22 protein-coding genes are annotated in these 26093 nt (G+C 56.3%); 12 read left to right on the top strand and 10 right to left on the bottom strand.

What is annotated here, in order from left to right; translation table 11 throughout:
* Nucleotides 1–9: 9 nt before the first annotated feature.
* From panF to acuI, 8 genes are all read right to left on the bottom strand, one after another.
* Nucleotides 10–1461 carry a sodium/pantothenate symporter gene (gene panF / locus AC0TNG_RS04150; protein ID WP_032650448.1) on the bottom strand — a complete coding sequence of 484 codons (1452 nt, stop codon included), beginning with the start codon at nucleotides 1459–1461 and terminating at the stop codon, nucleotides 10–12.
* The gene (locus AC0TNG_RS04155) at nucleotides 1451–1693 is read right to left on the bottom strand and encodes a YhdT family protein (protein WP_032650447.1); all 243 of its coding nucleotides are present in this window, start codon (nucleotides 1691–1693) and stop codon (nucleotides 1451–1453) included. The genes panF and AC0TNG_RS04155 overlap by 11 nt, the downstream gene beginning before the upstream one ends.
* Nucleotides 1694–1801: 108 nt before the next feature.
* The gene (gene accC / locus AC0TNG_RS04160; RefSeq protein WP_024906319.1) at nucleotides 1802–3151 is read right to left on the bottom strand and encodes an acetyl-CoA carboxylase biotin carboxylase subunit; all 1350 of its coding nucleotides are present in this window, start codon (nucleotides 3149–3151) and stop codon (nucleotides 1802–1804) included.
* Between the two features lie 10 nt (nucleotides 3152–3161).
* Nucleotides 3162–3626, bottom strand: a complete 465-nt coding sequence (accB, locus tag AC0TNG_RS04165; protein ID WP_013098992.1) for an acetyl-CoA carboxylase biotin carboxyl carrier protein — start codon at nucleotides 3624–3626, stop codon at nucleotides 3162–3164.
* Between the two features lie 21 nt (nucleotides 3627–3647).
* On the bottom strand, nucleotides 3648–4100 hold the full coding sequence (gene aroQ, locus AC0TNG_RS04170; protein ID WP_024906320.1) for a type II 3-dehydroquinate dehydratase: 453 nt from the start codon (nucleotides 4098–4100) through the stop codon (nucleotides 3648–3650).
* A gap of 234 nt (nucleotides 4101–4334) precedes the next feature.
* Nucleotides 4335–4934, bottom strand: a complete 600-nt coding sequence (gene msrQ, locus AC0TNG_RS04175; protein ID WP_024906321.1) for a protein-methionine-sulfoxide reductase heme-binding subunit MsrQ — start codon at nucleotides 4932–4934, stop codon at nucleotides 4335–4337.
* Nucleotides 4935–5936, bottom strand: a complete 1002-nt coding sequence (msrP, locus tag AC0TNG_RS04180; protein ID WP_023333641.1) for a protein-methionine-sulfoxide reductase catalytic subunit MsrP — start codon at nucleotides 5934–5936, stop codon at nucleotides 4935–4937. It abuts the gene before it with no gap.
* Between the two features lie 77 nt (nucleotides 5937–6013).
* A complete protein-coding gene (gene acuI / locus AC0TNG_RS04185; protein WP_049123414.1) occupies nucleotides 6014–6988 on the bottom strand; it encodes an acrylyl-CoA reductase (NADPH) in 975 nt (324 codons plus the stop codon).
* A 182-nt stretch (nucleotides 6989–7170) separates the two neighbouring features.
* Between acuI and csrD the strand changes: the two genes are divergently transcribed.
* The 8 genes from csrD (at nucleotide 7171) to tldD (ending at nucleotide 19441) form a co-directional block, all read left to right on the top strand.
* Nucleotides 7171–9111 carry an RNase E specificity factor CsrD gene (gene csrD / locus AC0TNG_RS04190; protein WP_090418905.1) on the top strand — a complete coding sequence of 647 codons (1941 nt, stop codon included), beginning with the start codon at nucleotides 7171–7173 and terminating at the stop codon, nucleotides 9109–9111.
* A 282-nt stretch (nucleotides 9112–9393) separates the two neighbouring features.
* Nucleotides 9394–10437 carry a rod shape-determining protein MreB gene (gene mreB, locus AC0TNG_RS04195; RefSeq protein WP_000913396.1) on the top strand — a complete coding sequence of 348 codons (1044 nt, stop codon included), beginning with the start codon at nucleotides 9394–9396 and terminating at the stop codon, nucleotides 10435–10437.
* A 62-nt stretch (nucleotides 10438–10499) separates the two neighbouring features.
* Nucleotides 10500–11516: a rod shape-determining protein MreC gene (gene mreC, locus AC0TNG_RS04200; RefSeq protein WP_032650442.1), complete on the top strand. Its 1017-nt coding sequence runs from the start codon at nucleotides 10500–10502 to the stop codon at nucleotides 11514–11516.
* On the top strand, nucleotides 11516–12004 hold the full coding sequence (mreD, locus tag AC0TNG_RS04205; RefSeq protein WP_023309399.1) for a rod shape-determining protein MreD: 489 nt from the start codon (nucleotides 11516–11518) through the stop codon (nucleotides 12002–12004). Before mreC ends, mreD begins: the two co-directional genes overlap by 1 nt.
* A gap of 9 nt (nucleotides 12005–12013) precedes the next feature.
* A complete protein-coding gene (locus AC0TNG_RS04210; protein ID WP_024906325.1) occupies nucleotides 12014–12607 on the top strand; it encodes a Maf family protein in 594 nt (197 codons plus the stop codon).
* Entirely contained in the window at nucleotides 12597–14066 is a 1470-nt protein-coding gene (gene rng, locus AC0TNG_RS04215) for a ribonuclease G (RefSeq protein WP_010436156.1), read from the top strand. Before AC0TNG_RS04210 ends, rng begins: the two co-directional genes overlap by 11 nt.
* 41 nt (nucleotides 14067–14107) lie before the next feature.
* Nucleotides 14108–17911 carry an AsmA2 domain-containing protein YhdP gene (gene yhdP / locus AC0TNG_RS04220; RefSeq protein WP_463727348.1) on the top strand — a complete coding sequence of 1268 codons (3804 nt, stop codon included), beginning with the start codon at nucleotides 14108–14110 and terminating at the stop codon, nucleotides 17909–17911.
* An 84-nt stretch (nucleotides 17912–17995) separates the two neighbouring features.
* On the top strand, nucleotides 17996–19441 hold the full coding sequence (tldD, locus tag AC0TNG_RS04225; protein ID WP_024906327.1) for a metalloprotease TldD: 1446 nt from the start codon (nucleotides 17996–17998) through the stop codon (nucleotides 19439–19441).
* A gap of 47 nt (nucleotides 19442–19488) precedes the next feature.
* Here the strand turns inward: tldD and AC0TNG_RS04230 are convergent, their stop codons facing one another.
* Together AC0TNG_RS04230 and aaeR are read right to left on the bottom strand one after the other, a co-directional pair.
* A complete protein-coding gene (locus AC0TNG_RS04230) occupies nucleotides 19489–20103 on the bottom strand; it encodes a YagU family protein (RefSeq protein ID WP_024906328.1) in 615 nt (204 codons plus the stop codon).
* Between the two features lie 219 nt (nucleotides 20104–20322).
* Nucleotides 20323–21249, bottom strand: coding sequence for an HTH-type transcriptional activator AaeR (gene aaeR / locus AC0TNG_RS04235; protein WP_023309395.1), 927 nt, complete (start codon nucleotides 21247–21249; stop codon nucleotides 20323–20325).
* 179 nt (nucleotides 21250–21428) lie between these two features.
* Between aaeR and aaeX the strand changes: the two genes are divergently transcribed.
* From aaeX to AC0TNG_RS04255, 4 genes are all read left to right on the top strand, one after another.
* Nucleotides 21429–21632: a p-hydroxybenzoic acid efflux pump operon protein AaeX gene (gene aaeX, locus AC0TNG_RS04240; RefSeq protein ID WP_003860416.1), complete on the top strand. Its 204-nt coding sequence runs from the start codon at nucleotides 21429–21431 to the stop codon at nucleotides 21630–21632.
* 7 nt (nucleotides 21633–21639) lie between these two features.
* Nucleotides 21640–22572 carry a p-hydroxybenzoic acid efflux pump subunit AaeA gene (gene aaeA, locus AC0TNG_RS04245; protein WP_032650427.1) on the top strand — a complete coding sequence of 311 codons (933 nt, stop codon included), beginning with the start codon at nucleotides 21640–21642 and terminating at the stop codon, nucleotides 22570–22572.
* A gap of 5 nt (nucleotides 22573–22577) precedes the next feature.
* On the top strand, nucleotides 22578–24545 hold the full coding sequence (gene aaeB / locus AC0TNG_RS04250) for a p-hydroxybenzoic acid efflux pump subunit AaeB (RefSeq protein ID WP_290093999.1): 1968 nt from the start codon (nucleotides 22578–22580) through the stop codon (nucleotides 24543–24545).
* Nucleotides 24546–24634: 89 nt separating this feature from the next.
* Complete coding sequence (locus tag AC0TNG_RS04255; protein ID WP_473712480.1) at nucleotides 24635–26089, top strand: NAD-dependent succinate-semialdehyde dehydrogenase; 1455 nt, start codon at nucleotides 24635–24637, stop codon at nucleotides 26087–26089.
* Nucleotides 26090–26093 lie beyond the last annotated feature (4 nt).

Here is a 26093-nt window from a genome sequence, read left to right on the forward strand (position 1 = left end):
CAAAACTCTTTATTTATCAGTAGAAATCATAGCGGGTTGTGGGACAGGCTGACCGAAACGGTTCCCCACCACAAACGCCAGTAAACTTAGCAGTAACGAAGGCACAATCGGATGGAAGCCCAGGTACTGAATCTTAAACGTTGCGAGGACGGCATACAGCACACCGCCGACGATCATGCCACTCAGCGCGCCCGCCGCGTTTGCCCGCTCCCAGTAAAGCCCTAACACCAGCGGCCACAGGAATACCGCTTCCAGCCCACCAAATGCCAGCAGGTTCAGCCAGATGATCATCTCCGGCGGACGCCATGCGGCGAGCATCATCAGAATACCGAGCACCAGCGTGGTCCAGGTTGAGATGCGTTTCAGCTTCTGCTCATTATGCATTTTAGCCGGACGCGCGCTAAGCCACAGATCTTTGATAATGGTTGCGGAAGCCTGAAGCAGGTGCGCGTTAACGTTGGACATGATGGCCGCCATCGGTGCAGCAAGGAATAAACCTGCGGCCCACGGCGGCAGAACCTGCACCATCAGCGTTGGTATCACCTGATCCGGTACGGTCAGGTGAGGTAATACAGCTCGACCCAGCGCGCCCGCCAGATGCATGCCCAACATCAGAAGGGCGACAACGACGGTACCAATCACAATCCCGCGGTGAACGGCTTTGCTGTCTTTATAGGAGATACAGCGCACGGCGGTGTGCGGCAGACCGATAACCCCAAAGCAAACCAGCACCCAGAAGGAGGTCATAAACGCGGGCGTCAGGATATCGTCAGCACCATGAGGGCTGACCAGCTTAGGATCAATCTGTTCCAGCGTTTGCACTGCATTGTGTAACCCGCCGGCCGCGTAGATGACGCCAACCAGCAGCACAAGAGTACCTATCAGCATCACCATGCCCTGCATGGTGTCGTTCAGCACGCTGGCGCGGAAACCGCCAAACGCAGTGTACAGCGCAATCGTGATCCCGAAGATGAGCAGCCCGGTCTCGTACTTAATACCCGCCGCCGTCTCCAGCAGGCGCGCGCCGCCAATAAACTGAACGGCAATGGCGCCGACGAAGGCGACAATCAGGCTGATACTGGCAATCCAGACCACCGCGCGGCTCTGATAACGCGCCTGCAGCATGTCGTTCAGCGTAATGGCGTTATAGCGGCGAGCGAGTATGGCAAATTTTTTGCCCAGAATACCCAGTGACAGCCAAATCGTGGGCACCTGAATCATGGCCAGCAATACCCAGCCCAGGCCGTATTTGTATGCGGCTCCCGGCCCGCCGATAAACGAACTCGCGCTCACATAGGTGGCGGTCAGCGTCATCGCCAGCACAAACCCGCCCATGGAACGGCTGCCGAGGAAATATTCGCTCAGGAACGATCCGGTACTGCGTTTGCGCATGGCATAGAAAGAGAGGCCAAATACCACGATCAAATAGACAACCAGTACGGTGATGATTTCAGTTTGCATCACTGTCCTCCAGCGGGAAATCGCGGAAGATAAAGCGCACCATCAGCCAGCTGAGCAAAATAAAAATCAACGGCACCAGCAGACACGCCATTTCAAACCAGTGCGGCAGGCCGGTTATGCCGGACGCTGAATTCGGTAAGTAAGCAGTTACTAACCATGCGGCGAGATAGAGAAGGGTCAGCCACAGCGCCCAGCGCGCTTCTTTATGGGCCTGAACAAAACGTTTGTCCATTTTTTGTCCCTTGTGGATGAAGAAAGCGGGGATTGTACATGATGAGGCTTTCCAGGCCCCAGAAATAAAAAAGGCCGGATAATCCGGCCTTTTCGTGTGCGCGCAGTCTTACTTCTCGTTAAGACCGAGTTTCTTCTCGAGATAGTGGATGTTGGTTCCACCATTCTGGAAGTGCTCGTCGCTCATAATGCGCATCTGCAGATCAACGTTGGTTTTGATACCGTCGATGATCAGCTCCTGCAGGGCGTTCTTCATGCGGGCAATCGCCACGTCACGGTTTTCGCCGTAGCAGATGAGTTTACCGATCATTGAGTCATAGTACGGCGGTACGGTGTAACCTGCGTAGATATGAGATTCCCAACGCACGCCAAAGCCGCCCGGCGCGTGGAAACGCGTGATTTTACCCGGGCTTGGCAGGAAGGTGTTCGGGTCTTCGGCGTTGATACGACACTCGATCGCATGGCCTTTCACCACAACTTCTTCCTGCTTGATGGACAGCGGCTGACCGGCTGCGATACGCAGCTGTTCTTTGATCAGGTCAACGCCGGTGATCATTTCGGTAACCGGGTGTTCAACCTGAATACGGGTGTTCATTTCGATGAAATAGAACTCGCCGTTTTCGAACAGGAACTCAAAGGTACCCGCCCCGCGATAGCCGATATCGACACACGCTTTGGCGCAACGCTCGCCGATGTAGCGACGCAGTTCCGGGGTAATACCCGGTGCTGGCGCTTCTTCGACCACTTTCTGGTGACGACGCTGCATGGAGCAGTCACGTTCTGCCAGATAGATCGCGTTACCCTGACCGTCAGCCAGCACCTGAATTTCGATGTGGCGTGGGTTTTCCAGGTATTTTTCCATGTATACCATGTCATTGCTGAAAGCGGCTTTCGCTTCAGCTTTGGTCATGGAGATGGACTGCGCCAGGTCAGCATCGCTGCGCACAACGCGCATACCGCGACCGCCGCCGCCGCCGGACGCCTTGATGATAACCGGGTAGCCAATGCGTTTAGCATGAGCACGGTTAGCATCCATGTCGTCGGTCAGAGGGCCGTCAGAGCCTGGTACGGTTGGCACACCGGCTTTTTTCATCGCGGTGATTGCAGACACTTTGTCGCCCATCAGGCGGATGGTGTCGGCTTTCGGGCCGATGAAGATGAAGCCAGAGCGTTCAACCTGCTCAGCAAAGTTGGCGTTCTCAGAGAGGAAGCCGTAACCCGGATGAATTGCCACCGCGCCGGTGATTTCAGCGGCGCTGATGATAGCCGGGATGTTCAGATAGCTTTTTACGGACGGAGCCGGGCCAATACAGACCGTCTCATCCGCCAGCAATACGTGTTTTAAATCGCGATCCGCGCTTGAGTGCACAGCGACGGTCTTGATGCCCAGTTCTTTACAGGCACGAAGAATACGCAGTGCGATCTCGCCGCGGTTGGCGATAACAATTTTATCCAGCATGTACGCCTCGTTACTCGATGACGACCAGCGGCTCGTCAAATTCAACCGGCTGACCACTTTCGACCAGAATCGCTTTCACAGTACCTGATTTGTCTGCTTCGATCTGGTTCATCATTTTCATCGCTTCAACGATGCACAGGGTATCGCCTACGTTGACTTTCTGACCCACTTCGATGAACGCCTTCGCGTCCGGGCTCGGGGTGCGGTAGAAAGTACCAACCATTGGGGAACGTACGATGTGACCACTGATTTCTGCTGCAGCGGCAGGTGCGGCTTCAGTTGCTGCTGGCGCAACGGCTGCGGAGAGCGCAGGCTGCTGCACTGGCGCAGCATAAGCCTGCTGCATTACCGGGAAGCTAGCGGCTGGGGCTGCACGGCTGATGCGTACAGACTCTTCGCCTTCAGAAATTTCCAGTTCGGAGATGCCTGATTCTTCAACCAGCTCGATCAGTTTTTTAATCTTACGAATATCCATGAGTGGGTTCCGTACTCTTGTTTAGTGTGATTGTGACAAGCGTTTTACCGCTGTCTGTAAAGCGTATGAATAGCCGTCTGCGCCCAGTCCACAGATAACGCCAGCAGCGATATCTGACAGATACGAATGGTGGCGGAACGGCTCTCGGGCGTGCACGTTACTCAGGTGGATCTCGATAAACGGGATACTCACCGCGAGCAGTGCGTCGCGGATAGCAACACTGGTGTGCGTAAACGCGGCCGGATTGATCAGGATATAGTCCACATTGTCTTTAGCCTGATGAATACGGTCGATGATTGCGTACTCCGCATTCGACTGAAAATGATCCAAATCCACATTCAGTGACGCTGCTTCCGTTCCCAGACGGTTAACAATTTCACTCAATGTCAGCGTGCCGTACTTCTCTGGCTCACGGGTTCCGAGCATGTTCAGGTTCGGTCCGTTCAAAACTAAGATGTGGAACTTATCAGTCATTATGCCGCTATCTCCTGCGATTTTCGGGTAAAAAACAAAATATACCTTCGAAACGCAAATGTCACCTTTTCAGAGGCTTAAAACCGCTGTCAGGCGAACCAAGGTCGCACATTATAACGATTTCGTAGCATTTAGCAGCTAAATACTGGTCTTATCAGGGAAGATTATCAACCGCTATCCGAAAAAGATTTGCGGTTGACGGGGAATATGCGGGAAAACGCACAGTTTCGCGAACTATCGCAACCACTGGCGGAACTTCTTGTAACGCCATGCTAAAAGCGCCACGGCGGCCAGTGCGTACAGGACCGGCTGCGGGGAGAGGATCTTCACCGACCACAGGTAATGAATGGGGGCGAGGATCGCGACAAGATAGACGAAGTTGTGCAGCAGCTGCCAGCGCCTGCCCAGTTTTCGCTGCGCATATTGCGTGGAGGTCAGCGCTAACGCCAGTAAAATCACCCAGCTCACAATACCCAGCGTCAGATAAGGGCGTGTCACCAGTTCGCGGCCAAGCAGTGCCAGATTGTTAATTCCCAGTTCCAGCAGGGCATAGCTGGTGAGGTGCAGCGTCGCCCAGGCAAAACACCATAGCCCTAACAGCCGACGGGTGCGTATCAATAGTGGCTGTTTAGCGTAGCGCGCCAGCGGCGAAACGAGCAAGGTGGCCAGCAAAAATTTCAGAGCCATCCGACCGGTAAAATGCTGGATATCCTTGGCCGGGTCTGCGCTAAAGAGCCCCTGGCTGGCGGCCCAGAACAGCCATATAAAAGGAAGTAACCCGGCCAGGTGCAGCAGCACTTTCAGCCAGGTAATCTGTTTTGCCGTTAAACGCACTCAGAAGTTCTCCCGTAAATTGAGGCCACGGTACAGCGAGGCCACTTCATCCGCATAGCCGTTAAACAGCAGCGTGGGCTGACGCTTCACGTCCAGCGCACCGCCGGAACCGATAAACCGCTCGGTTGCCTGCGACCAGCGCGGGTGATCCACATGCGGGTTCACGTTGGCGAAGAAACCGTATTCGTTCGGAGCCGCCAGATTCCAGGTGGTGGGCGGACGCTCGCGGGTGAGCTTAATGCTGACGATGGACTTAATTCCTTTGAAACCGTATTTCCACGGTACGGTTAAACGGATGGGGGCACCGTTCTGCGGCGGAAGCGCCTTGCCGTACACGCCGACGGTCAGCAGGGTAAGCGGGTGCATCGCCTCATCGAGACGTAGCCCTTCCACATACGGATACTCAAGCCCGCCGCCGATAAACCGGTCTTTTTGTCCTGGCATCTCGTCCGGCGCATAGCGCGTCTGGAAAGCGACATATTTTGCGTTGCTGGTGGGCTCAACCATCGCCAGCAGTTTATGCAGCGGGAAGCCGACCCACGGCACCACCATCGACCAGGCCTCCACGCAGCGCATGCGGTAGATACGCTCTTCGAGCGGGAAACGGGTGGTCAGATCGTGATGATCCAGCGTCAGAGGTTTCGCCACTTCGCCATCAATCTTCAGCGTCCACGGATCGGTTTTGAGGCTACCGGCGTTGGCGGCAGGATCGGCCTTGTCGAGACCAAATTCGTAGAAGTTGTTGTAGCCGGTGACTTTATCTTCTGGCGTCAGCGTCAGTTTATTTTGCCATTGGGCGGGTTTCGTAAAGGTGAGCGGGGCGCCGGAAGGGGCCTTCGGCCGATCGTTGCCTTTAAACCAGTCGAGCAGGTCGGCGTGTGCCGCCGGAGAGAGCGTCAGGGCTGTGGCGCTGATGCCAAGCATTTTCAGGATCTGGCGGCGCTGTAACATAAAGACAGACTCGGACGTTACGTCGGCTTCCGTCAGTTTTCGGTTTTTCATGGCATCCTCCGTCATGCGTTTTCCTAAGCATGACGGAGGAGAGGGATTCGCGCGAATATGTCACGAAAATTTGAAGATTAGGCGATTTTCACCAGCGCACGACCTTGGAACTGGTTGTCCATGATCTTACTGGCATAGTCCGGTGCCTGGCTGAGCGTAATCTCCGTTGCGCTCCGGGTGTAGAAGGATTCCGGCAGATCGCGTACCAGACGTTCCCATGCCTGCGTACGGCGAGCCGCTGGGGTCATCACGGAATCCACACCCTGCAGGCGGACGTTACGCAAAATAAATGGCATCACGGTGGTGGGCAGGGCAAATCCGCCCGCCAGTCCGCAGGCTGCCACGCAGCCGCCGTAGTTCATCTGCGCCAGGACTTTTGCCAGCACTTTATCACCGACGGTATCCACCGCGCCTGCCCAGACCTGTTTTTCCAGTGGACGGGTTTCGGCGAATTCGTCACGGCTGAGAATGCGGCTGGCCCCGAGCTGGCGCAGGTAATCGTGGGTGCTTTCGCGGCCCGACACCGCCGCGACCTGATAGCCCAGCTTGTGCAGCAGCGTGACTGCAGTGCTGCCCACGCCGCCGCTGGCACCGGTGACGACAATTTCACCCGACTCAGGGCGGATGCCCGCCTCTTCCAGCGCCATCACACACAGCATGGCGGTAAAGCCTGCCGTACCGACGATCATCGCCTTGCGGCCATCCATGCCTTTCGGCATTGGCACCAGCCAGTCGCCCTTCACGCGCGCCTGCGTTGCCAGCCCGCCCCAGTGATTTTCACCTACGCCCCAGCCGGTGAGCAGCACCTGCTGGCCCGGGTGGAAGCGCGGATCCTCGCTGGTATGAACCCGGCCCGCGAAATCAATCCCCGGCACCATAGGGAAATTTCGGATGATTTTACCCTTACCGGTAATCGCCAGCGCATCTTTATAATTTAAACTGGACCAGTCGATGTCGACGGTTACTTCGCCTTCCGGCAGGCGACTCTCTTCAACCGCCTGCACTGAGGCAAGCGTTTTGCCGTCCTGCTGTTCTAAGATCAAAGCCTGCATACGGGGTCCTCTCGACTCAGATGATTGGAAAATAATTTCTGAAGACTATACTCGCTCAGGGAAACGCAATGCCGATTTAACGCAATAAATTGCCAGATACACTCGATTTGGTAGTATGCCGCATTTGGAATGCAAGTTAGCGCTTACTCGCTACCCCATCAACCCACGGAGTAATCTCAAGGATGCGATTAACGACGAAGTTCTCGGCTTTTATCACCTTGCTGACGGGGCTTACCATTTTTGTCACGCTTATGGGCTGCTCCCTGAGCTTTTACACCGCCATTCAGGACAAGCTGGTTAACCGGGTACAGTCTGTTGCATCGGTGATTGATGCGCGTCTGCTGACGACGCCGCTACCGGCGCTCTCCCGTGAGCTCGATGAGTTGATGGTACCTGTTGATATCGTTCAGATCGACATTCTGCAGGGAAAGCATCGTGTTTTAAGCCACGAACGGCCGGGAAGCTATCGCCCCGCGGGCGTGGTGAGCCAGTATCGGGAAGTGACGGTGCATTCCCTGAAAAATCCGGGGATGACCATACACATGGTCTACCTCGATCCGATGGCGAGCTATTTTCGTTCAATGATGACCACCGCACCGCTCACCGTCGCCGTTGCGTTTATCGTCCTGCTGATCTTTCTCGCGGTCCGCTGGCTGCGCCGACAGCTCTCCGGCCAGGAGCTGCTGGAGATGCGCTCCGTGCGGATCCTTAACGGTGAACGCGGTCCGCAGGTGCGTGGCTCGGTCCATGAGTGGCCGTCACGCGCCAGCAGCGCGCTGGATACGCTGCTCTCGGAAATCCAGTTTGCCAGCGACCAGCGCAGCCGAATGGATACGCTGATTCGCTCTTATGCCGCCCAGGATAATAAAACTGGCCTTAACAACCGTCTTTTCTTTGATAATCAACTCGCGACGCTGCTCGACGATTCAGAAAAAGTGGGGACACACGGGGTGGTGATGATGATTCGCCTGCCCGATTTCGATCTCCTGCGCGATACCTGGGGACAGCGGGCTGCGGAAGAAAATCTCTTTACGCTGATCAACCTGCTCTCCACCTTTATTATGCGCTACCCGGGCGCGCTGCTGGCCCGCTATCACCGCAGCGACTTTGCCGTATTGTTGCCGCACCGCACGCTGAAGGAATCAGAAAGCATCGCCAGCCAGCTGCTGAAAGCGGTGGATGCGCTGCCGCAGAGCAAAATGCTCGACAGGGACGATATGGTCCACATGGGGATCTGCGCCTGGCGTGGCGGACAATCCACAGAACAGGTGATGGAACATGCGGAAGCGGCCACCCGCAACGCCGTGTTGCAGGGGGCGAACGGATGGGCGGTTTATGACGACTCGCTGCCGGAAAAAGGGCGTGGCAACGTGCGCTGGCGTACTTTGATTGAGCAAATGCTTAGCCGCGGTGGACCACGTATTTATCAAAAACCCGCGGTCATGAAAAACGGCAACGTTCATCACCGCGAGCTGATGTGTCGTATTTTTGACGGTACGGAAGAGGTTATCTCGGCGGAATATCTGCCGATGGTCCTGCAATTTGGCCTGTCCGAAGAGTATGACCGCCAGCAAATTACCCGATTGATTCCGTTTTTATCTTTTTGGCCTGAAGAAAGTCTGGCATTACAGGTTACCGTTGAGTCATTAATACGCCCACGTTTTCAGCGCTGGCTGCGTGATACATTAATGCAATGCGAAAAATCGCAACGCAAACACATTATTTTTGAACTTGCTGAGGCCGACGTAGGTCAACACATCAGCCGGTTACGTCCGGTGGTTCGTTTGATCAATGCGCTCGGTGCGCGTGTAGCGGTGACGCAGGCAGGCTTAACGCTGGTCAGTACCAACTGGATCAAGGAGCTGGATGTAGAATTATTAAAGCTACATCCGGGGCTGGTAAGGAATATTGAGAAGCGTACGGAAAACCAGCTGCTGGTACAGAGTCTGGTAGAAGCATGCAAGGGAACGCGAACACAAGTATTTGCCACGGGCGTGCGCTCCAGAGGTGAATGGCAGATGTTAACAGAGCGCGGTGTGATGGGTGGTCAGGGGGATTTTTTTGCTGCCTCTCAACCGCTTGACACCAACGTGAAAAAATATTTGCAAAGATACTCTGTTTGACCTGCCGTTTACGCTGTTTTCACGTAGAATATCGCGCCTGTAGCTTTGAGTATGTCGAGCAAAAAGCCAGTGAACGACCTTTAACGGGTTACAAACGTCAGTGGGGAACGCTACTGTTTATTCAGCCCTGAGGGAGTCAGGGGATGATTTTGTAACATCAGGAAACGTACTGCACAAATTTTCACCGTTGCAGATGATTTTTGCGCCTTGTCGCTGCTGCGTGTGGTTGGTAAAGTAAGCGGATTTTGTTTTCCGCCCCAGCTTTCAGGATTATCCCTTAGTATGTTGAAAAAATTTCGTGGCATGTTTTCCAATGACCTGTCCATTGACCTGGGTACCGCGAATACCCTTATTTATGTAAAAGGACAAGGCATCGTATTGAATGAGCCTTCTGTTGTGGCCATTCGTCAGGATCGTGCAGGCTCGCCGAAAAGCGTGGCCGCAGTGGGTCATGACGCGAAGCAGATGCTGGGTCGTACCCCTGGCAACATCGCCGCCATTCGCCCAATGAAAGACGGCGTTATCGCCGACTTCTTCGTGACTGAAAAAATGCTTCAGCACTTCATCAAGCAGGTTCACAGCAACAGCTTCATGCGCCCAAGCCCGCGTGTTCTGGTGTGTGTGCCGGTTGGTGCAACCCAGGTAGAGCGTCGCGCAATTCGTGAATCTGCCCAGGGCGCAGGTGCGCGTGAAGTGTTCCTGATTGAAGAGCCAATGGCGGCGGCCATCGGTGCTGGTCTGCCTGTGTCTGAAGCGACCGGTTCCATGGTGGTGGATATCGGTGGTGGTACCACTGAAGTGGCCGTTATCTCTCTGAACGGCGTGGTGTACTCCTCTTCCGTACGTATCGGTGGTGACCGCTTCGACGAAGCCATCATTAATTATGTACGCCGTAACTACGGCTCTCTGATCGGTGAAGCCACCGCAGAGCGTATCAAACACGAAATCGGCTCTGCGTATCCGGGCGATGAAGTGCGTGAGATCGAAGTGCGTGGCCGTAACCTGGCTGAAGGTGTGCCACGCGGTTTCACCCTGAACTCCAACGAAATTCTGGAAGCACTGCAGGAACCACTGACGGGTATCGTGAGCGCGGTAATGGTCGCGCTGGAACAGTGCCCACCAGAGCTGGCGTCCGATATCTCCGAGCGCGGTATGGTTCTGACCGGTGGTGGTGCGCTGCTGCGTAACCTCGACCGCCTGTTAATGGAAGAGACAGGTATTCCTGTCGTAGTTGCAGAAGATCCACTGACTTGCGTCGCCCGTGGTGGTGGCAAGGCGCTGGAAATGATCGACATGCACGGCGGCGATTTGTTCAGCGAAGAGTAGTCGAGTTTGAGAGGGTAGCAATTTGCTACCCTTTCTCTCTGACGCGAGAATACGCATAGCCTATGAAGCCAATTTTTAGCCGTGGCCCATCGCTACAGTTTCGCCTCATTCTGGCGGTTCTGGTTGCGCTTGGGGTCATTATTGCCGATAGCCGCCTCGGTACGTTCAGCCAGATCCGAACGTACATGGATACCGCCGTCAGTCCTTTCTACTTTATATCCAATGGTCCCCGTGAATTGCTCGACTCCGTTTCTCAAACGCTGTCTTCACGTGACCAACTCGAACTCGAAAACCGGGCATTACGTCAGGAACTGTTGCTGAAAAACAGTGAACTGCTGATGCTGGGGCAATACAAGCAGGAAAATGCGCGTCTGCGTGAACTGCTCGGCTCGCCGCTGCGTCAGGATGAGCAGAAAATGGTCACGCAGGTGATCTCCACCGTGAACGACCCCTACAGCGATCAGGTTGTGATCGACAAAGGGAGCGTGAACGGGGTGTATGAAGGTCAGCCTGTTATCAGTGATAAAGGCGTCGTGGGCCAGGTGGTTGCCGTGGCCAAACTGACCAGCCGCGTGCTGCTGATTTGCGATGCCACGCATGCGCTGCCGATCCAGGTCCTGCGTAACGACATCCGCGTGATTGCGGCCGGTAATGGCTGTACGGACGACCTGCAGCTGGAACACCTGCCAGCTAACACGGATATCCGCGTGGGTGACGTCCTGGTGACCTCCGGTCTGGGCGGACGCTTCCCTGAGGGCTATCCGGTTGCGGTGGTCTCTTCGGTGAAGCTGGATACGCAGCGTGCCTATACCGTGATTCAGGCGCGTCCAACCGCCGGTTTGCAGCGTCTGCGCTATCTGCTGCTGCTGTGGGGCGCCGATCGTAACGGTGCTAACCCGATGACGCCTGAAGAGGTGCATCGCGTGGCAAATGAGCGCCTGATGCAGATGATGCCGCAGGTTCTCCCGCCTGCGGATTCCATGGGGCCACCTGCGCCAGTCCCGGCGCCGGCAACCGGGTTAACGCAGCCGCTGCCGGATGCGCCGCCACCGCCTAAACTCTCTTCGGGAGGGCAGTAGTGGCAAGCTATCGTAGCCAGGGACGCTGGGTCATCTGGCTCTCGTTTCTCATTGCACTGTTGCTGCAAGTGATGCCCTGGCCGGATGACATTCTCGTTTTCCGGCCAAACTGGGTATTGCTCATTTTGCTCTACTGGATCCTTGCCCTGCCGCATCGCGTAAATGTCGGCACAGGTTTCGTGATGGGTGCCATACTGGATCTCATTAGCGGCTCTACGCTTGGCGTGCGCGCCTTGTCCATGAGCATTATTGCGTACCTCGTCGCACTCAAATTCCAGCTCTTCCGTAACCTTGCGCTCTGGCAACAGGCCCTGGTGGTGATGCTATTGTCGCTCGCTGCGGATATCGTTGTTTTCTGGGCAGAGTTTTTAGTGATCAACGTCTCTTTCCGACCGGAAGTGTTCTGGAGTAGTGTAGTAAACGGTGTGCTCTGGCCATGGTTATTCCTGCTGATGCGTAAGGTTCGCCAGCAGTTTGCTGTGCAATAAAAGGTTTCTATGACGTCTTTGTATCTCGCTTCCGGCTCCCCGCGCCGTCAGGAACTCCTGACGCAGCTAGGGGTCTCTTTTGAACGCATCGTGACCGGCATTGAAGAAAGACGTGCTGAGGGCGAAAGCGCCCAGCAGTACGTGTCTCGCCTGGCGCGTGAGAAAGCGCAGGCGGGCGTGGCCAGTGTGCCATGCGATCTCCCCGTGCTGGGAGCAGATACCATCGTTATTCTGAACGGTGAAGTGCTTGAGAAACCGCGCGACGCCGATCATGCGGCGCGCATGCTGCGCAAACTGTCCGGACATACGCATCAGGTGATGACGGCCGTCGCGTTGGCTGACAGCCAGCACGTGCTGGATTGCCTGGTGGTGACAGAAGTGACGTTCAGAGTGCTTACCGACGACGACATCGCCGCTTATATTGCCAGCGGTGAACCAATGGATAAGGCAGGTGCATACGGTATTCAGGGGCTGGGTGGCTGTTTTGTCAGGAAGATTCATGGCAGCTATCACGCCGTAGTCGGCTTACCGCTGGTGGAAACGTATGAGTTGCTGAGCAATTTTAACTCACTGCGTGAGGGAAGGGATAATTATGACGGCTGAATTGTTGGTAAACGTAACGCCATCGGAAACCCGTGTGGCCTATATTGATGGTGGCATTCTTCAGGAAATTCATATTGAGCGTGAAGCGCGGCGCGGAATAGTAGGCAATATCTACAAAGGTCGTGTCAGTCGTGTACTACCGGGTATGCAGGCGGCTTTTGTAGATATTGGACTGGATAAGGCGGCATTTTTACATGCCTCCGATATCATGCCGCACACCGAGTGCGTCGCGGGCGAAGAGCAAAAGCAGTTTGCCGTGCGCGACATTTCCGAACTGGTGCGTCAGGGACAGGATCTGATGGTGCAGGTGGTGAAAGATCCCCTCGGTACCAAAGGCGCCCGTCTGACCACCGACATCACCTTACCTTCCCGCTATCTGGTCTTTATGCCCGGCGCGTCGCACGTGGGCGTTTCGCAGCGTATTGAGAGCGAAACCGAGCGCGAGCGTCTGAAGAAAGTGGTGAGTGCCTACTGCGATGAGCAGGGCGGGTTTATCATCCGTACCGCCGCAGAGGGGATCAGCGAGGAAGACCTGGCGTCGGATGCGGCTTACCTGAAGCGCGTCTGGACCAAAGTGATGGAGCGTAAAAAACGCAACCAGACCCGCTACCAGCTCTACGGTGAACTGGCGCTTGCACAACGCGTTCTGCGTGACTTTGCTGATGCGCAGCTCGACCGCATTCGCGTGGACTCGCGCCTGACCTATGAAGCGCTGCTGGAATTTACCGCCGAATATATCCCCGAGATGCCTGGCCTGCTGGAGCATTATTCAGGGCGTCAGCCGATCTTCGATCTCTATGATGTCGAAAACGAGATCCAGCGTGCGCTGGAGCGTAAGGTTGAACTGAAGTCAGGCGGCTATCTGATCATCGATCAGACCGAAGCGATGACCACCGTCGATATTAACACCGGCGCGTTTGTCGGCCATCGCAATCTCGATGACACCATCTTCAACACCAACATCGAAGCCACGCAGGCGATTGCGCGCCAGCTTCGTCTGCGCAATCTGGGCGGCATTATCATCATCGACTTCATCGATATGAGTAATGAAGACCATCGTCGCCGCGTGCTGCACTCGCTTGAGCAGGCGTTGAGTAAAGATCGCGTGAAAACCAGCATCAACGGCTTCTCACAGCTGGGGCTGGTGGAAATGACGCGTAAGCGTACCCGCGAGAGCGTGGAGCATGTGCTGTGTAATGAATGCCCGACCTGCCATGGACGCGGAACGGTAAAGACGGTTGAGACCGTCTGCTACGAAATTATGCGTGAAATTGTGCGTGTGCATCATGCCTACGACTCCGACCGTTTTCTGGTCTATGCTTCCCCTGCGGTGGCTGAAGCGCTGAAAGGCGAAGAGTCACACGCGCTGGCGGAAGTGGAAATCTTTGTCGGCAAACAGGTAAAAGTACAAATTGAACCGCTCTATAACCAGGAGCAGTTTGACGTCGTGATGATGTAAGCGCAGTACGCTGCGTGACGAATGCTGACAAGGAGAGATGCGTGAGGCGATTGCCGGGGATTTTATTGCTTACAGGGGCAACGCTGGTCGTGATTGTCGCGTTGCTCGTGAGCGGGCTACGCCTCGTATTGCCGCATCTGGACAGCTGGCGTCCGCAGCTGCTGGCGAAAATCGAATCCACCACCGGCGTGCCGGTGAACGTCAGTCAGGTCAGCGCTAACTGGCAAAATTTTGGCCCGACGCTCGATGTCCGGGATATCAACGCCCGCCTGAAAGATGGCGGTTATCTGAAAATCAAACGCGTGACCCTGGCGCTGGACGTCTGGCAAAGCCTGCTGCATCTGCGCTGGCAGTTTCGCGATCTCACCTTTTATCAGCTCCAGTTCCTGACCAATACGCCGCTGTCCGGTAGCGATAGCGGTCAGGGGCTTGAAGCCAACCGCTTCAGCGATCTTTTCCTCCGCCAGTTCGATCATTTCGATCTGCGCGACAGCGAAGTGAGCTTTATTACTCTTTCCGGCCAGCGCGCCGAGCTGGCGATCCCGCAGCTGACCTGGCTCAACGGTAAGGATCGGCACCGCGCCGAGGGGCAGGTCAATCTCTCAAGCCTGAACGGCCAGCACGGCGTGATGCAGGTGCGCATGGATCTGCGCGACGATGACGGCCTGTTAAATAACGGCAAAGTCTGGGTGCAGGCCGACGATGTGGACGTCAAGCCGTGGCTGGGCGACTGGCTCCAGCAAAATATGCAGCTGGAAACGGCCCGCTTCAGTCTTGAAGGCTGGCTGACCCTGACGAAAGGCGAATTTGCCAGCGGTGATATCTGGCTCAAGCAGGGGGGCGCGAGCTGGAAAGGCGAAAAACAACAGCATCAGCTTTCCGTCGATAACCTCACCGCACACGTGACGCAGGAGAAAGAGGGCTGGCAGTTTGCCATTCCGGATACGCGCATCACCATGGACGGCAAGCCGTGGCCGCGCGGTGCGCTGACGCTGGCCTGGATGCCGGAGCTGGACGTTGGTGGTACGGCCAGTAAACGCAGCGACGAGCTGCGCATCCGTGCCAGCAACCTGGATTTGGCCGCCATTGAAGGGCTGCGCTCGATGGCGGCAAAGCTCTCTCCCGATCTCGGCGAGATCTGGCTGGCAACGCAGCCGAGCGGGAAGATAGACGCTCTGGCGCTGGATATCCCGCTCCAGGCGACGGAAAAAACCCGCTTCCAGGCAACGTGGAAAGATCTTGCCTGGAAGCAGTGGAAGCTGCTGCCGGGTGCAGAGCACTTTAGCGGCAAGCTGGAAGGCAGCGTGGAAAACGGCAGGCTGACGGTTGATATGCACGACGCCAAAATGCCTTACGAGACGGTCTTCCGCGCGCCGCTAGAAATCAAACAGGGCAGCGCGGTGCTTAACTGGCTCCGTAACGACAAGGGTTTCCAGCTTGATGGACGCCATATCGATGTGAAAGCCAAAGCGGTGCACGCGCGCGGCGATTTCCGCTATCTGCAGCCTGAAGGGGATGAGCCGTGGCTGGGTATTCTCGCCGGGATCAGCACCGATGATGGCTCTCAGGCCTGGCGCTACTTCCCGGAAAACCTGATGGGAAAAGCGCTGGTAGACTATCTCAGCGGGGCGATTCAGGGCGGTCAGGCGGACAATGCCACGCTGGTTTACGGCGGTAATCCCCATCTGTTCCCGTATAAACATAATGAAGGCCAGTTCCAGGTGCTGGTGCCGCTGCATAACGCCACCTTCGCGTTCCAGCCGGGCTGGCCCGCGCTGAAAAACCTGGATATCGAACTTAATTTCCTCAATGACGGCCTGTGGATGAAGTCCGACAGCGTGGCGCTGGGCGGCGTGACGGCCAGTAACCTGACGGCCAACATTCCGGACTACTCAAAAGAGAAGCTGCTGATTGATGCCGACATCAACGGTCCCGGCAAGGCGGTGGGACCGTACTTTGAGGAGACGCCGCTGAAAGAGTCGCTGGCCGCGACGCTTCAACAGCTGCAGCTTGATGGCGATGTGAATGCTCGCTTACATCTTGATATCCCGCTGGACGGCAAGATGACCACCGCCAAAGGCGACGTCCGTCTGAAGAACAACAGCCTGTTCATTAAACCCCTTGAGAGCACGCTGAAAAATCTCAGCGGGCAGTTCAGCTTTGAGAACGGTAACCTGAAGAGCGAGCCGCTTACGGCGAGCTGGTTTAATCAGCCTGTTAATATTGACTTCACGACGACCGAGGGTGAAAAGGCCTATCAGGTAGCCGTCAATCTGGACGGTAACTGGCAACCATCACGTATGGACGTCCTGCCGAAGCCCATTGAGGCGTCAGTGGAGGGGGCGGTTGCCTGGCAGGGTAAAGTGGCAATCGACCTGCCTTATCACGCGGGTGCCCAGTATAAGGTCGACATCACGGGCGATCTGAAAAACCTTCAGAGCCAGCTGCCTGCGCCGCTGGATAAACAGGCCGGACAGCCGCTGCCGGTAAAGCTGAACGTCGATGGCAACCTGAACAGCTTCGCGCTGACCGGCAGCGCGGGTGGGACAAACCACTTCAACAGCCGCTGGCTGCTTAACCGCAAGCTCACCCTCGACAAAGCCATCTGGACAACGGATAGCCGCTCCACGCCGCCGCTGCCGGAGCAGACGGGCATTGAGCTGAATCTCCCGCCGATGGACGGTGCTGAGTGGCTGGCGCTGTTCCAGAAAGGCGTTGGGCAAAACGTTGATGAAACCGCCCAGTTCCCACAAACCATTACCGTACGTACGCCGTCGCTGATGCTGGGCGGACAGCAGTGGAACAACCTGAGCATTGTCTCGCAGCCTGGCGCTAACGGCACGAAGGTGGAGGCCCAGGGCAGAGAGATCAACGGTACGCTGACCATGCGCAATCACGCGCCGTGGCAGGCGGCGATCCGCTACCTCTACTACAACCCGGCAAGCGCCGCGAGCGGGAAAGACAAACCGGCAGAGACGTCGCCGCTGAGTCATACCTCCCGCGTCGATTTTAGCGGCTGGCCCGATCTCCAGCTGCGCTGTGCGGAGTGCTGGCTGTGGGGGCAGAAATATGGCCGCATCGACGGTGATTTTGCCATCCAGGGAAACACGCTTACGCTCTCCGGCGGCCTGGTTGATACCGGATTTGGCCGCATGACGGCCGCAGGGGAATGGGTGAATAACCCGGGCGAGCAGCGGACGTCCCTGAAGGGCGACATTAAAGGCAACAAACTGGATGCGGCAGCCAGTTTCTTTGGTATCAGCACGCCGCTGCGCGGCTCGTCATTTGATGTCGATTACGATCTTCACTGGCGTGATGCCCCGTGGAAGCCGGATGAGGCCTCGCTTAACGGCATTCTGAAAACCCACTTCGGCAAAGGTGAGATCGCCGACGTGAGTACGGGGCGTGCCGGACAGATCCTGCGCCTGCTGAGTTTTGACGCGCTGCTGCGCAAGCTGCGCTTCGATTTCAGTGATACCTTCAACGAAGGTTTCTACTACGATTCCATCCGCAGTACGGCGTGGATCAAGGACGGCGTTCTGCACACGGACGACACGCTGGTGGATGGCCTTGAAGCGGATATCGCCATGAAAGGCTCCGTTAACCTCGTGCGTCGCGAACTGGATATGGAAGCCGTCGTGGCACCGGAAATTTCCGCGAGCGTGGGTGTGGCGGCAGCTTTCGTGGTGAACCCGATTGTTGGTGCGGCGGTGTTTGCCGCCAGTAAAGTGCTGGGGCCACTCTGGAGCAAGGTCTCCATTCTGCGCTACCGCATTACCGGTCCGGTAGATAAACCGCAGATTAACGAGGTGCTGCGCCAGCCGCGCAAAGATGCACAGCAATGATTTGACGTGGGCAGGTAATTGCCTCACTCTCAATAAATACGATCTTTATACCGCCACGGGCGGCAACGAACGAGTAGCAATACGATGAGTCTGAACCTGGTAAGTGAACATTTGCTCGCAGCGAACGGCCTGAGCCATCAGGACCTGTTCTCCATTCTTGGTCAACTGACCGAACGCCGTCTCGACTACGGCGACCTTTATTTCCAGTCGAGCTATCACGAATCCTGGGTTTTAGAAGACAGCATCATCAAAGATGGCTCCTACAACATCGACCAGGGCGTCGGCGTCCGTGCCGTCAGCGGCGAGAAAACCGGTTTTGCCTATGCCGATCAGATTAGCCTCACCGCACTTGAGCAGAGCGCGCAGGCCGCGCGTACCATTGTGCGTGATACCGGCGATGGTCGCGTGAAAACCCTCGGAGAAGTGCAGCACTCTGCGCTCTATACCAGCATCGATCCGCTGCAGAGCATGAGCCGTGAAGAGAAGCTGGATATCCTGCGTCGCGTGGACAAAGTCGCCCGCGCGGCGGACAAACGCGTGCAGGAAGTTTCAGCCAGCCTGAGCGGTGTGTATGAACTGATTCTGGTGGCGGCAACGGACGGCACCCTGGCGGCAGATGTTCGCCCGCTGGTGCGTCTCTCCATCAGCGTGCAGGTTGATGAGGACGGCAAACGCGAGCGCGGCTCAAGCGGCGGCGGCGGTCGTTTCGGCTATGACTGGTTCCTGGGCGACGTTGACGGTGAAGCGCGCGCTGACGCGTGGGCAAAAGAAGCCGTGCGTATGGCGCTGGTGAATCTGAATGCCGTCGCGGCGCCGGCGGGCTCATTCCCGGTGGTGCTGGGTGCTGGCTGGCCGGGCGTATTGTTGCATGAGGCGGTAGGCCACGGCCTGGAAGGCGACTTTAACCGTCGCGGGACGTCCGTGTTCAGCGGACAGATCGGGCAACTTGTCTCCTCGGAGCTGTGCACCGTGGTGGATGACGGCACCATGCGCGATCGCCGTGGCTCGGTGGCTATCGACGATGAAGGTACGCCAGGCCAGTACAATGTGCTGATCGAAAACGGCGTGCTGAAAGGCTACATGCAGGACAAACTCAACGCGCGCCTGATGGGGGTTGCGCCGACGGGCAACGGACGCCGTGAATCTTACGCGCATCTGCCGATGCCGCGCATGACCAACACTTACATGCTGCCGGGCAAATCCACGCCGCAGGAGATTATCGAATCCGTTGATTACGGTATCTTTGCGCCAAACTTTGGCGGCGGCCAGGTGGACATTACCTCCGGTAAGTTTGTCTTCTCTACTTCAGAAGCGTACCTGATCGAGAAGGGCAAAGTGACCAAAGCGGTGAAAGGTGCAACGCTGATTGGCTCCGGTATTGAAGCCATGCAGCAGATCTCGATGGTTGGTAACGATCTGAAGCTGGATAATGGCGTGGGCGTCTGCGGTAAAGAGGGCCAGAGCCTGCCGGTTGGCGTGGGCCAGCCAACGCTGAAAGTGGACAACCTGACGGTGGGCGGCACAGCCTGACCTGACTCCTTCATAAAAAAGGCGCTACATCAGTAGCGCCTTTTTTTTTAGCGTAAGTGACCCAGCGGTATCTCCGGATCCGGCTCGTGCGTGATGCGGTTACGTAAATCACGACGAATGATTTCTATCGACCAGAACCAGACCAGATGGCCCACGATCTCTGACACGTGTTCATACCACGGCAGCTCAAATAGCGGTGGCGTCAGCCCCATCAGCGGGAAGGAGATCATATGCACAAAGAGCTGAGCTAACGCACCCGCCAGCAAACCCTGCCAGAGTTTAATTTTCGGGAAGACTTCAGCAACGACACAATACCCGACAGCGAAGACGATTGAGAAAATAATATGCGTCACGCCGACCCAGTTAAATATATGTCCGGCAAATGTATAAACCGCTGCGTTAGGATCAACAACACCCAGCCAGTCACGTAAAAATACATAGGGAGGGTTTAAAAAATTACGTGAACAGTCAATCTGGCTTGCGGCTCTTATTAATTGCTCAGGCCCGCATGCGCCGGTAAATAGATCGGTGGGACTGCGTGGCGGAAGCGGCACTTCGGCTCCCCATTTGACAAACGCGGAGACAATCCCTGCAATTAAACCGACGAATGCGGCGAGCCCATAGCGCCTGCGTGAAGGCGGTGTTTGTTCAAATAGATTCATTTCTTTTCCTTGTTTAATGTCATCCTGCGGAATACATTTTATTATTCATATAAGCAACAAATTAATAACAGTCTGAACAGCAGACTGTTTATAAAGTAAAGGGCGGGCGGCGGCAGTGTCAATTAGCTATTCCTGATAGTGACGAAGGAATATTCCAGATTGCAGAGGGGGTTTATCCTGGAAATATTCATCGCTCATATACTTTCAGGGATAAATCGATTATTCCTTCCTTCTTCCCCGCATCCCCTGAAACAGCTCCGCCACGTCCACAAAATACTCGGTCAGATAGTTAATACACACCTGTACCTTGAGCGGGAGTTTGTCTTTTTCGGTATACAGGGCGTACACCGGGCGCGGATCGGACTGGTAGCGTGGGAAGAGGATCTCCAGCACGCCGCTGTTGATCTCGTTGATCACCCACATCAGCGGCACGTAGGCGATCCCGGCGCCGGCCACCAGCCAGCGCGAAATGGTCATCGGATCGTTAGTGACAAAACGCCCTTCCGGCAGCAGTCGGGTGGAGATCCCTTCCGGGGCGATCAGCTCAAATTCATTGTCGGGCCGCACGCTGTACTCCAGCCATGAGTGGTTAGTGAGGTCGGCGGGTTTCTCCGGAACACCGTACTGCGCCAGATAGCTTTTCGATGCACAGACCACCATCGGCATGCTGCCCAGCCGACGCGAGAACAGGCTGGAATCCTGCAGCGCGCCGACGCGGATCACCACGTCCAGCCCGTCGGCAATCAGATCCGGCGCCGGGATACCCGTCACCAGATTGACGGTAAGCCCGGGGTACTCTTTCAGCATATCCGCGGTCATGGCAGCGAGAACATTTTGTGCCATAGTTGAAGAACACCCGATGCGCAGCGTGCCGATGGGGGTGTTGTTGAAGGCATAAAGCTGTTCGTGAACATCCTGCACTTCAAGCAGCATGCGGCGACAGCCCTGATAGTAAATTTTACCCGCTTCCGTCAGCCCAATGCTGCGGGTGCTGCGGTTGAGCAGCTTGACCTGAAGCTCATCTTCCAGTTTGGACACCGTCTGGCTGATGGATGAGACGCTCATCTGAAGCTGGCGTGCAGCGGCGGTAAAGGAGCCCAGTTCAACCACTTTGGCGAAGACCGACATGCGTTTTAAACGTTCCATTGTTCACTCTGGCTTAAAAGTGATTTAGATCACATATTATAGATAACAGCATAACAGTTACGTTAATATATTATTTATTACATAACGGCTGCGCCATTCTCGCCCGGCGTTTCTTGCTCTCCTGCGATGGCGTGCGCTAAAAAATTCTGAAGCCTGCACTCTCTCTAATCAAGGTCAACATGAGTCTGTTTCCCGTTATCGTGGTGTTTGGTCTGTCGTTCCCACCGATATTTTTCGAGCTTCTTTTATCACTGGCGATCTTCTGGCTGGTGCGCAAGGTGCTGGTCCCTACCGGGATCTACGATTTCGTCTGGCACCCTGCATTGTTCAATACCGCGCTGTATTGCTGCCTGTTCTATCTGATATCGCGCATGTTTGTCTGAGGTTGATGTGAAAACGCTAACAAGAAAAATCTCCCGCACTGCCATTACTACGGCGCTGGTTATCCTCGCCTTCATCGCTATTTTCCGCGCCTGGGTCTATTACACCGAATCACCGTGGACGCGTGATGCACGCTTCAGCGCCGATGTGGTGGCCATCGCCCCTGACGTGGCCGGTCTTATCACGGCGGTCAACGTCCACGACAACCAGCTGGTGAAGAAAGATCAGGTCCTGTTCACCATCGACCAGCCTCGTTACCAGAAAGCGCTGGAAGAGGCGGAAGCGGACGTGGCCTATTACCAGGCGCTGGCTGCGGAGAAACGCCGCGAGGCTGGCCGCCGTAATCAGCTGGGCGTTCAGGCAATGTCCCGTGAAGAGATTGACCAGTCCAACAACGTGCTGCAGACCGTGCTCCACCAGCTGGCGAAAGCGCAGGCAACGCGCGATCTGGCGAAGCTCGATCTGGAGCGCACCGTGATCCGTGCGCCGTCGGATGGCTGGGTGACCAACCTGAACGTCTACGCCGGGGAATTCATTACCCGCGGCTCAACCGCCGTGGCGCTGGTGAAACAGAACTCCTTCTACGTGCTCGCCTATATGGAAGAGACCAAGCTGGAAGGCGTACGTCCAGGATATCGCGCGGAGATCACGCCGCTGGGTAGCAATCGCGTCTTTAAAGGCACCGTCGACAGCGTTGCCGCAGGGGTGACTAACTCCAGCAGCTCTAACGATGCCAAAGGGATGGCGACGGTAGATTCCAACCTCGAGTGGGTGCGTCTGGCCCAGCGCGTGCCGGTGCGCATCCACCTGGATGAACAGCAGGGAAATCTGTGGCCTGCGGGTACCACGGCGACGGTGGTGATTACCGGTGAAAAAGACCGGGATGCCAGCCAGGATTCATTCTTCCGTAAAATTGCCCACCGCCTGCGCGAGTTTGGTTAATCGACATGGGTATCTTTTCCATCGCCAGCCAGCACATTCGCTTCGCCGTGAAGCTGGCGTGCGCCATCGTGCTGGCGCTGTTTGTCGGCTTCCACTTCCAGCTTGAAACCCCTCGCTGGGCGGTGCTGACGGCTGCGATTGTCGCGGCGGGTCCGGCCTTCGCCGCGGGCGGGGAGCCCTATTCTGGCGCGATCCGCTATCGCGGGATGCTGCGTATCATCGGGACGTTTATCGGCTGCTTCGCGGCGCTGACTATTATTATTCTGATGATCCGCACCCCGCTGCTGATGCTGATGGTCTGCTGTATCTGGGCAGGTTTCTGCACCTGGATCTCGTCTCTGGTGAAAGTGGAGAACTCCTACGCCTGGGGGCTGGCGGGCTATACCGCGCTGATTATTGTCATTACCATTCAGTCTGAACCGCTGCTCGCCCCACAGTTTGCGGTGGAGCGCTGCAGCGAGATTGTGATTGGTATTGTCAGTGCAATCGTCGCTGACCTGCTGTTCTCCCCGCGCTCCATCAAGCAGGAAGTCGACCTTGAGCTTGACGCGCTGATGGTTGCCCAGTACCAGCTGATGCAGCTCTGCATTAAGCACGGCGACAGCGAAGAGGTGGATAAAGCCTGGAGCGGGCTGGTACGTCGTACGCAGGCGCTGGAAGGGATGCGCAGCAACCTTAATATGGAGTCCTCGCGCTGGGCTCGCGCGAATCGTCGCCTGAAGGCCCTCAACACGGTCTCTCTGACGCTGATTACCCAGGCATGTGAAACCTATTTGATTCAGAACACCCGACCGGAAGCGGTCACCGATACGTTCCGCGAACTGTTTGCCGAGCCGGTGGAAACCGTGCAGGACGTGCACAAGCAGCTTAAGCGCATGCGTCGGGTGATTGCCTGGACTGGGGAGCGCGACACGCCGGTGACGATCTACACCTGGGTCGGTGCCGCGACGCGCTATCTGCTGCTGAAGCGCGGCGTGATCGGGAACACCAAAATCAGCGCGGCGGAAGAAGAGGTGCTGCAGGGCGAAGTGGTGATCAAGGCGGAATCCGCCGAGCGTCATCACGCCATGGTCAACTTCTGGCGTACCACGCTGGCCTGTATGCTCGGCACGCTGTTCTGGCTGTGGACGGGCTGGACGTCCGGCAGCGGCGCGATGGTGATGATTGCCGTCGTGACCGCACTGGCGATGCGTCTGCCTAACCCGCGAATGGTCGCCATTGATTTCCTCTACGGCACCATTGCCGCCCTGCCGATAGGCGCGCTCTATTTTCTGGTCATCATCCCGTCGACGCAGCAGAGCATGCTGCTGCTCTGTATTAGTCTGGCGGTAATGGCGTTCTTTATCGGTATTGAAGTACAAAAGCGGCGCCTGGGATCGCTGGGGGCGCTGGCAAGTACGATTAACATCATCGTGCTCGATAACCCGATGACCTTCCATTTCAGCCAGTTCCTCGACAGCGCGTTAGGTCAGCTGGTGGGCTGTTTCCTGGCCATGATGGTGATACTTCTGGTTCGGGATAACTCGCAGGCAAGAACGGGCCGCGTGCTGCTGAACCAGTTCGTGTCGGCTGCCGTGTCGTCGATGACAACCAATACCGCGCGCCGTAAAGAGAACCACCTGCCCGCGCTCTACCAGCAGCTGTTTTTACTGCTGAACAAGTTCCCGGGCGATATCGCGAAGTTCCGCCTGGCGTTAACCATGATCATCGCGCACCAGCGTCTGCGTAACGCGCCCGTGCCGATCAACGACGATCTGTCGGCCTGGCACCGCCAGTTACGTCGTACCGCCGATCACGTGCTTTCCGCCAGCAGCGATGACAAACGGCGTCGTTACTTTACGCAGCTGCTTGAAGAGCTCGATATCTACCAGGAGAAGCTAAAGCACTGGGAAGCACCGCCTCAGGTGACCGAGCCAGTAGGACGGCTGGTGTTTATGCTGCAGCGCTACCAGAATGCCCTCACGGATAACTGACTGAAGTAAAAAACCGACGCCAAAAGCGTCGGTTTTTTTGTGGCTATACTTATTCCAGCACGTTCTTACATTTCAGGAAGGGAGGACACATGACGACCCAGGCGCTTCAGGATCACATCCTTTTTCAGACCGGTTATCTGGTCAACGGGATCTGGAAAACGCTGGACACGACGTTCGATGTACTTAACCCCGCGACCGGGGAAGTCATCGCTAAAGTCGCGAAGGCGGGTAAAGCACAAACCGAAGACGCTATCGCAGCGGCCACCAAAGCCTTCCCGGCCTGGCGTGCCAAAACCGCAAAAGAGCGTTCGGCGATTCTCTACCGCTGGTACGAACTGATTATTGAGAATAAAAGCTGGCTCGGGCGGTTAATGACCACCGAACAGGGCAAACCCCTGAAAGAGGCGGAGGGAGAAGTCGAGTACGCCGCCAGCTTTATCCAGTGGTTTGCCGAAGAAGCCAAACGCGCGAACGGTGAAATTATTCCGCCGATCAAACCCGGCTCACGCATTCTGGCGACCCGTGAACCCATTGGTGTGGTCGCGGCGATTACGCCGTGGAACTTCCCGATGGCCATGCTCACCCGCAAGTTAGGCCCGGCGCTGGCAGCAGGATGTACCGGGGTGATCAAACCGGCCAATAACACACCGCTTAGTGCCTTTGCGCTGCTTACCCTGGCAAAACAGGCCGGCGTACCCGACGGCGTGCTCAACGCCGTGGCCGGGAATACGCATGAAATCAGCGATGCGATTATGGCAAGCCGGGACGTGCGTAAAATCTCCTTTACGGGTTCAACCTCCGTCGGCAAAACGCTGGTGCGTAACGCCGCAGAAACCATGAAGAAAGTCTCGATGGAGCTGGGGGGAAATGCTCCTTATATCGTTTTTGAGGATGCGGATATCGACGCAGCGGTTAAGGGGGCGATCGCCAACAAGTTCCGCAATGCCGGGCAGGTCTGCGTCAGCGTGAACCGTTTTTATATTCAGGAAACCGTCTACGACAAATTTGTTAATAAACTTGCCGATGCGGTGAATGGGCTGAAGGTGGGGAATGGTCTTGACGAAGGGGTGATCGTCGGGCCGCTGATTGAACCTTCTGCGGTCAACAAGGTGCGTGAGCATGTCGACGATGCCGTTGCCCGGGGCGCAACCGTACTGGCTGGGGGTAAACCCCATCCGCTTGGTGGGAATTTCTGGATGCCAACCGTACTGGGCGACTGCCATGAAGGCATGAAGCTGGCAGAAGAAGAGACGTTTGGCCCGGTGGCGGCGTGCTTCCGTTTCACCTCGGAAGATGAAGTTATCCAGCGCGCCAACAACACGCCCTATGGGCTGGCGGCTTACTTCTATACCCAGAATCTCTCACGGGTCTTCCGCGTTTCACAGGCAATCGAGAGCGGGATGATCGGCATTAACGAGTGTGCCGTCTCCACGGAGCTCGGCCCCTTTGGCGGCGTAAAAGAGTCAGGTCTTGGACGAGAGGGCTCCGTGCTGGGGCTGGAAGAGTATCTGGAAGTTAAAACCCTGCATATTGGGGGATTATAATAGA

This window comes from Enterobacter sp. PL_is514 (genome assembly GCF_055816715.1).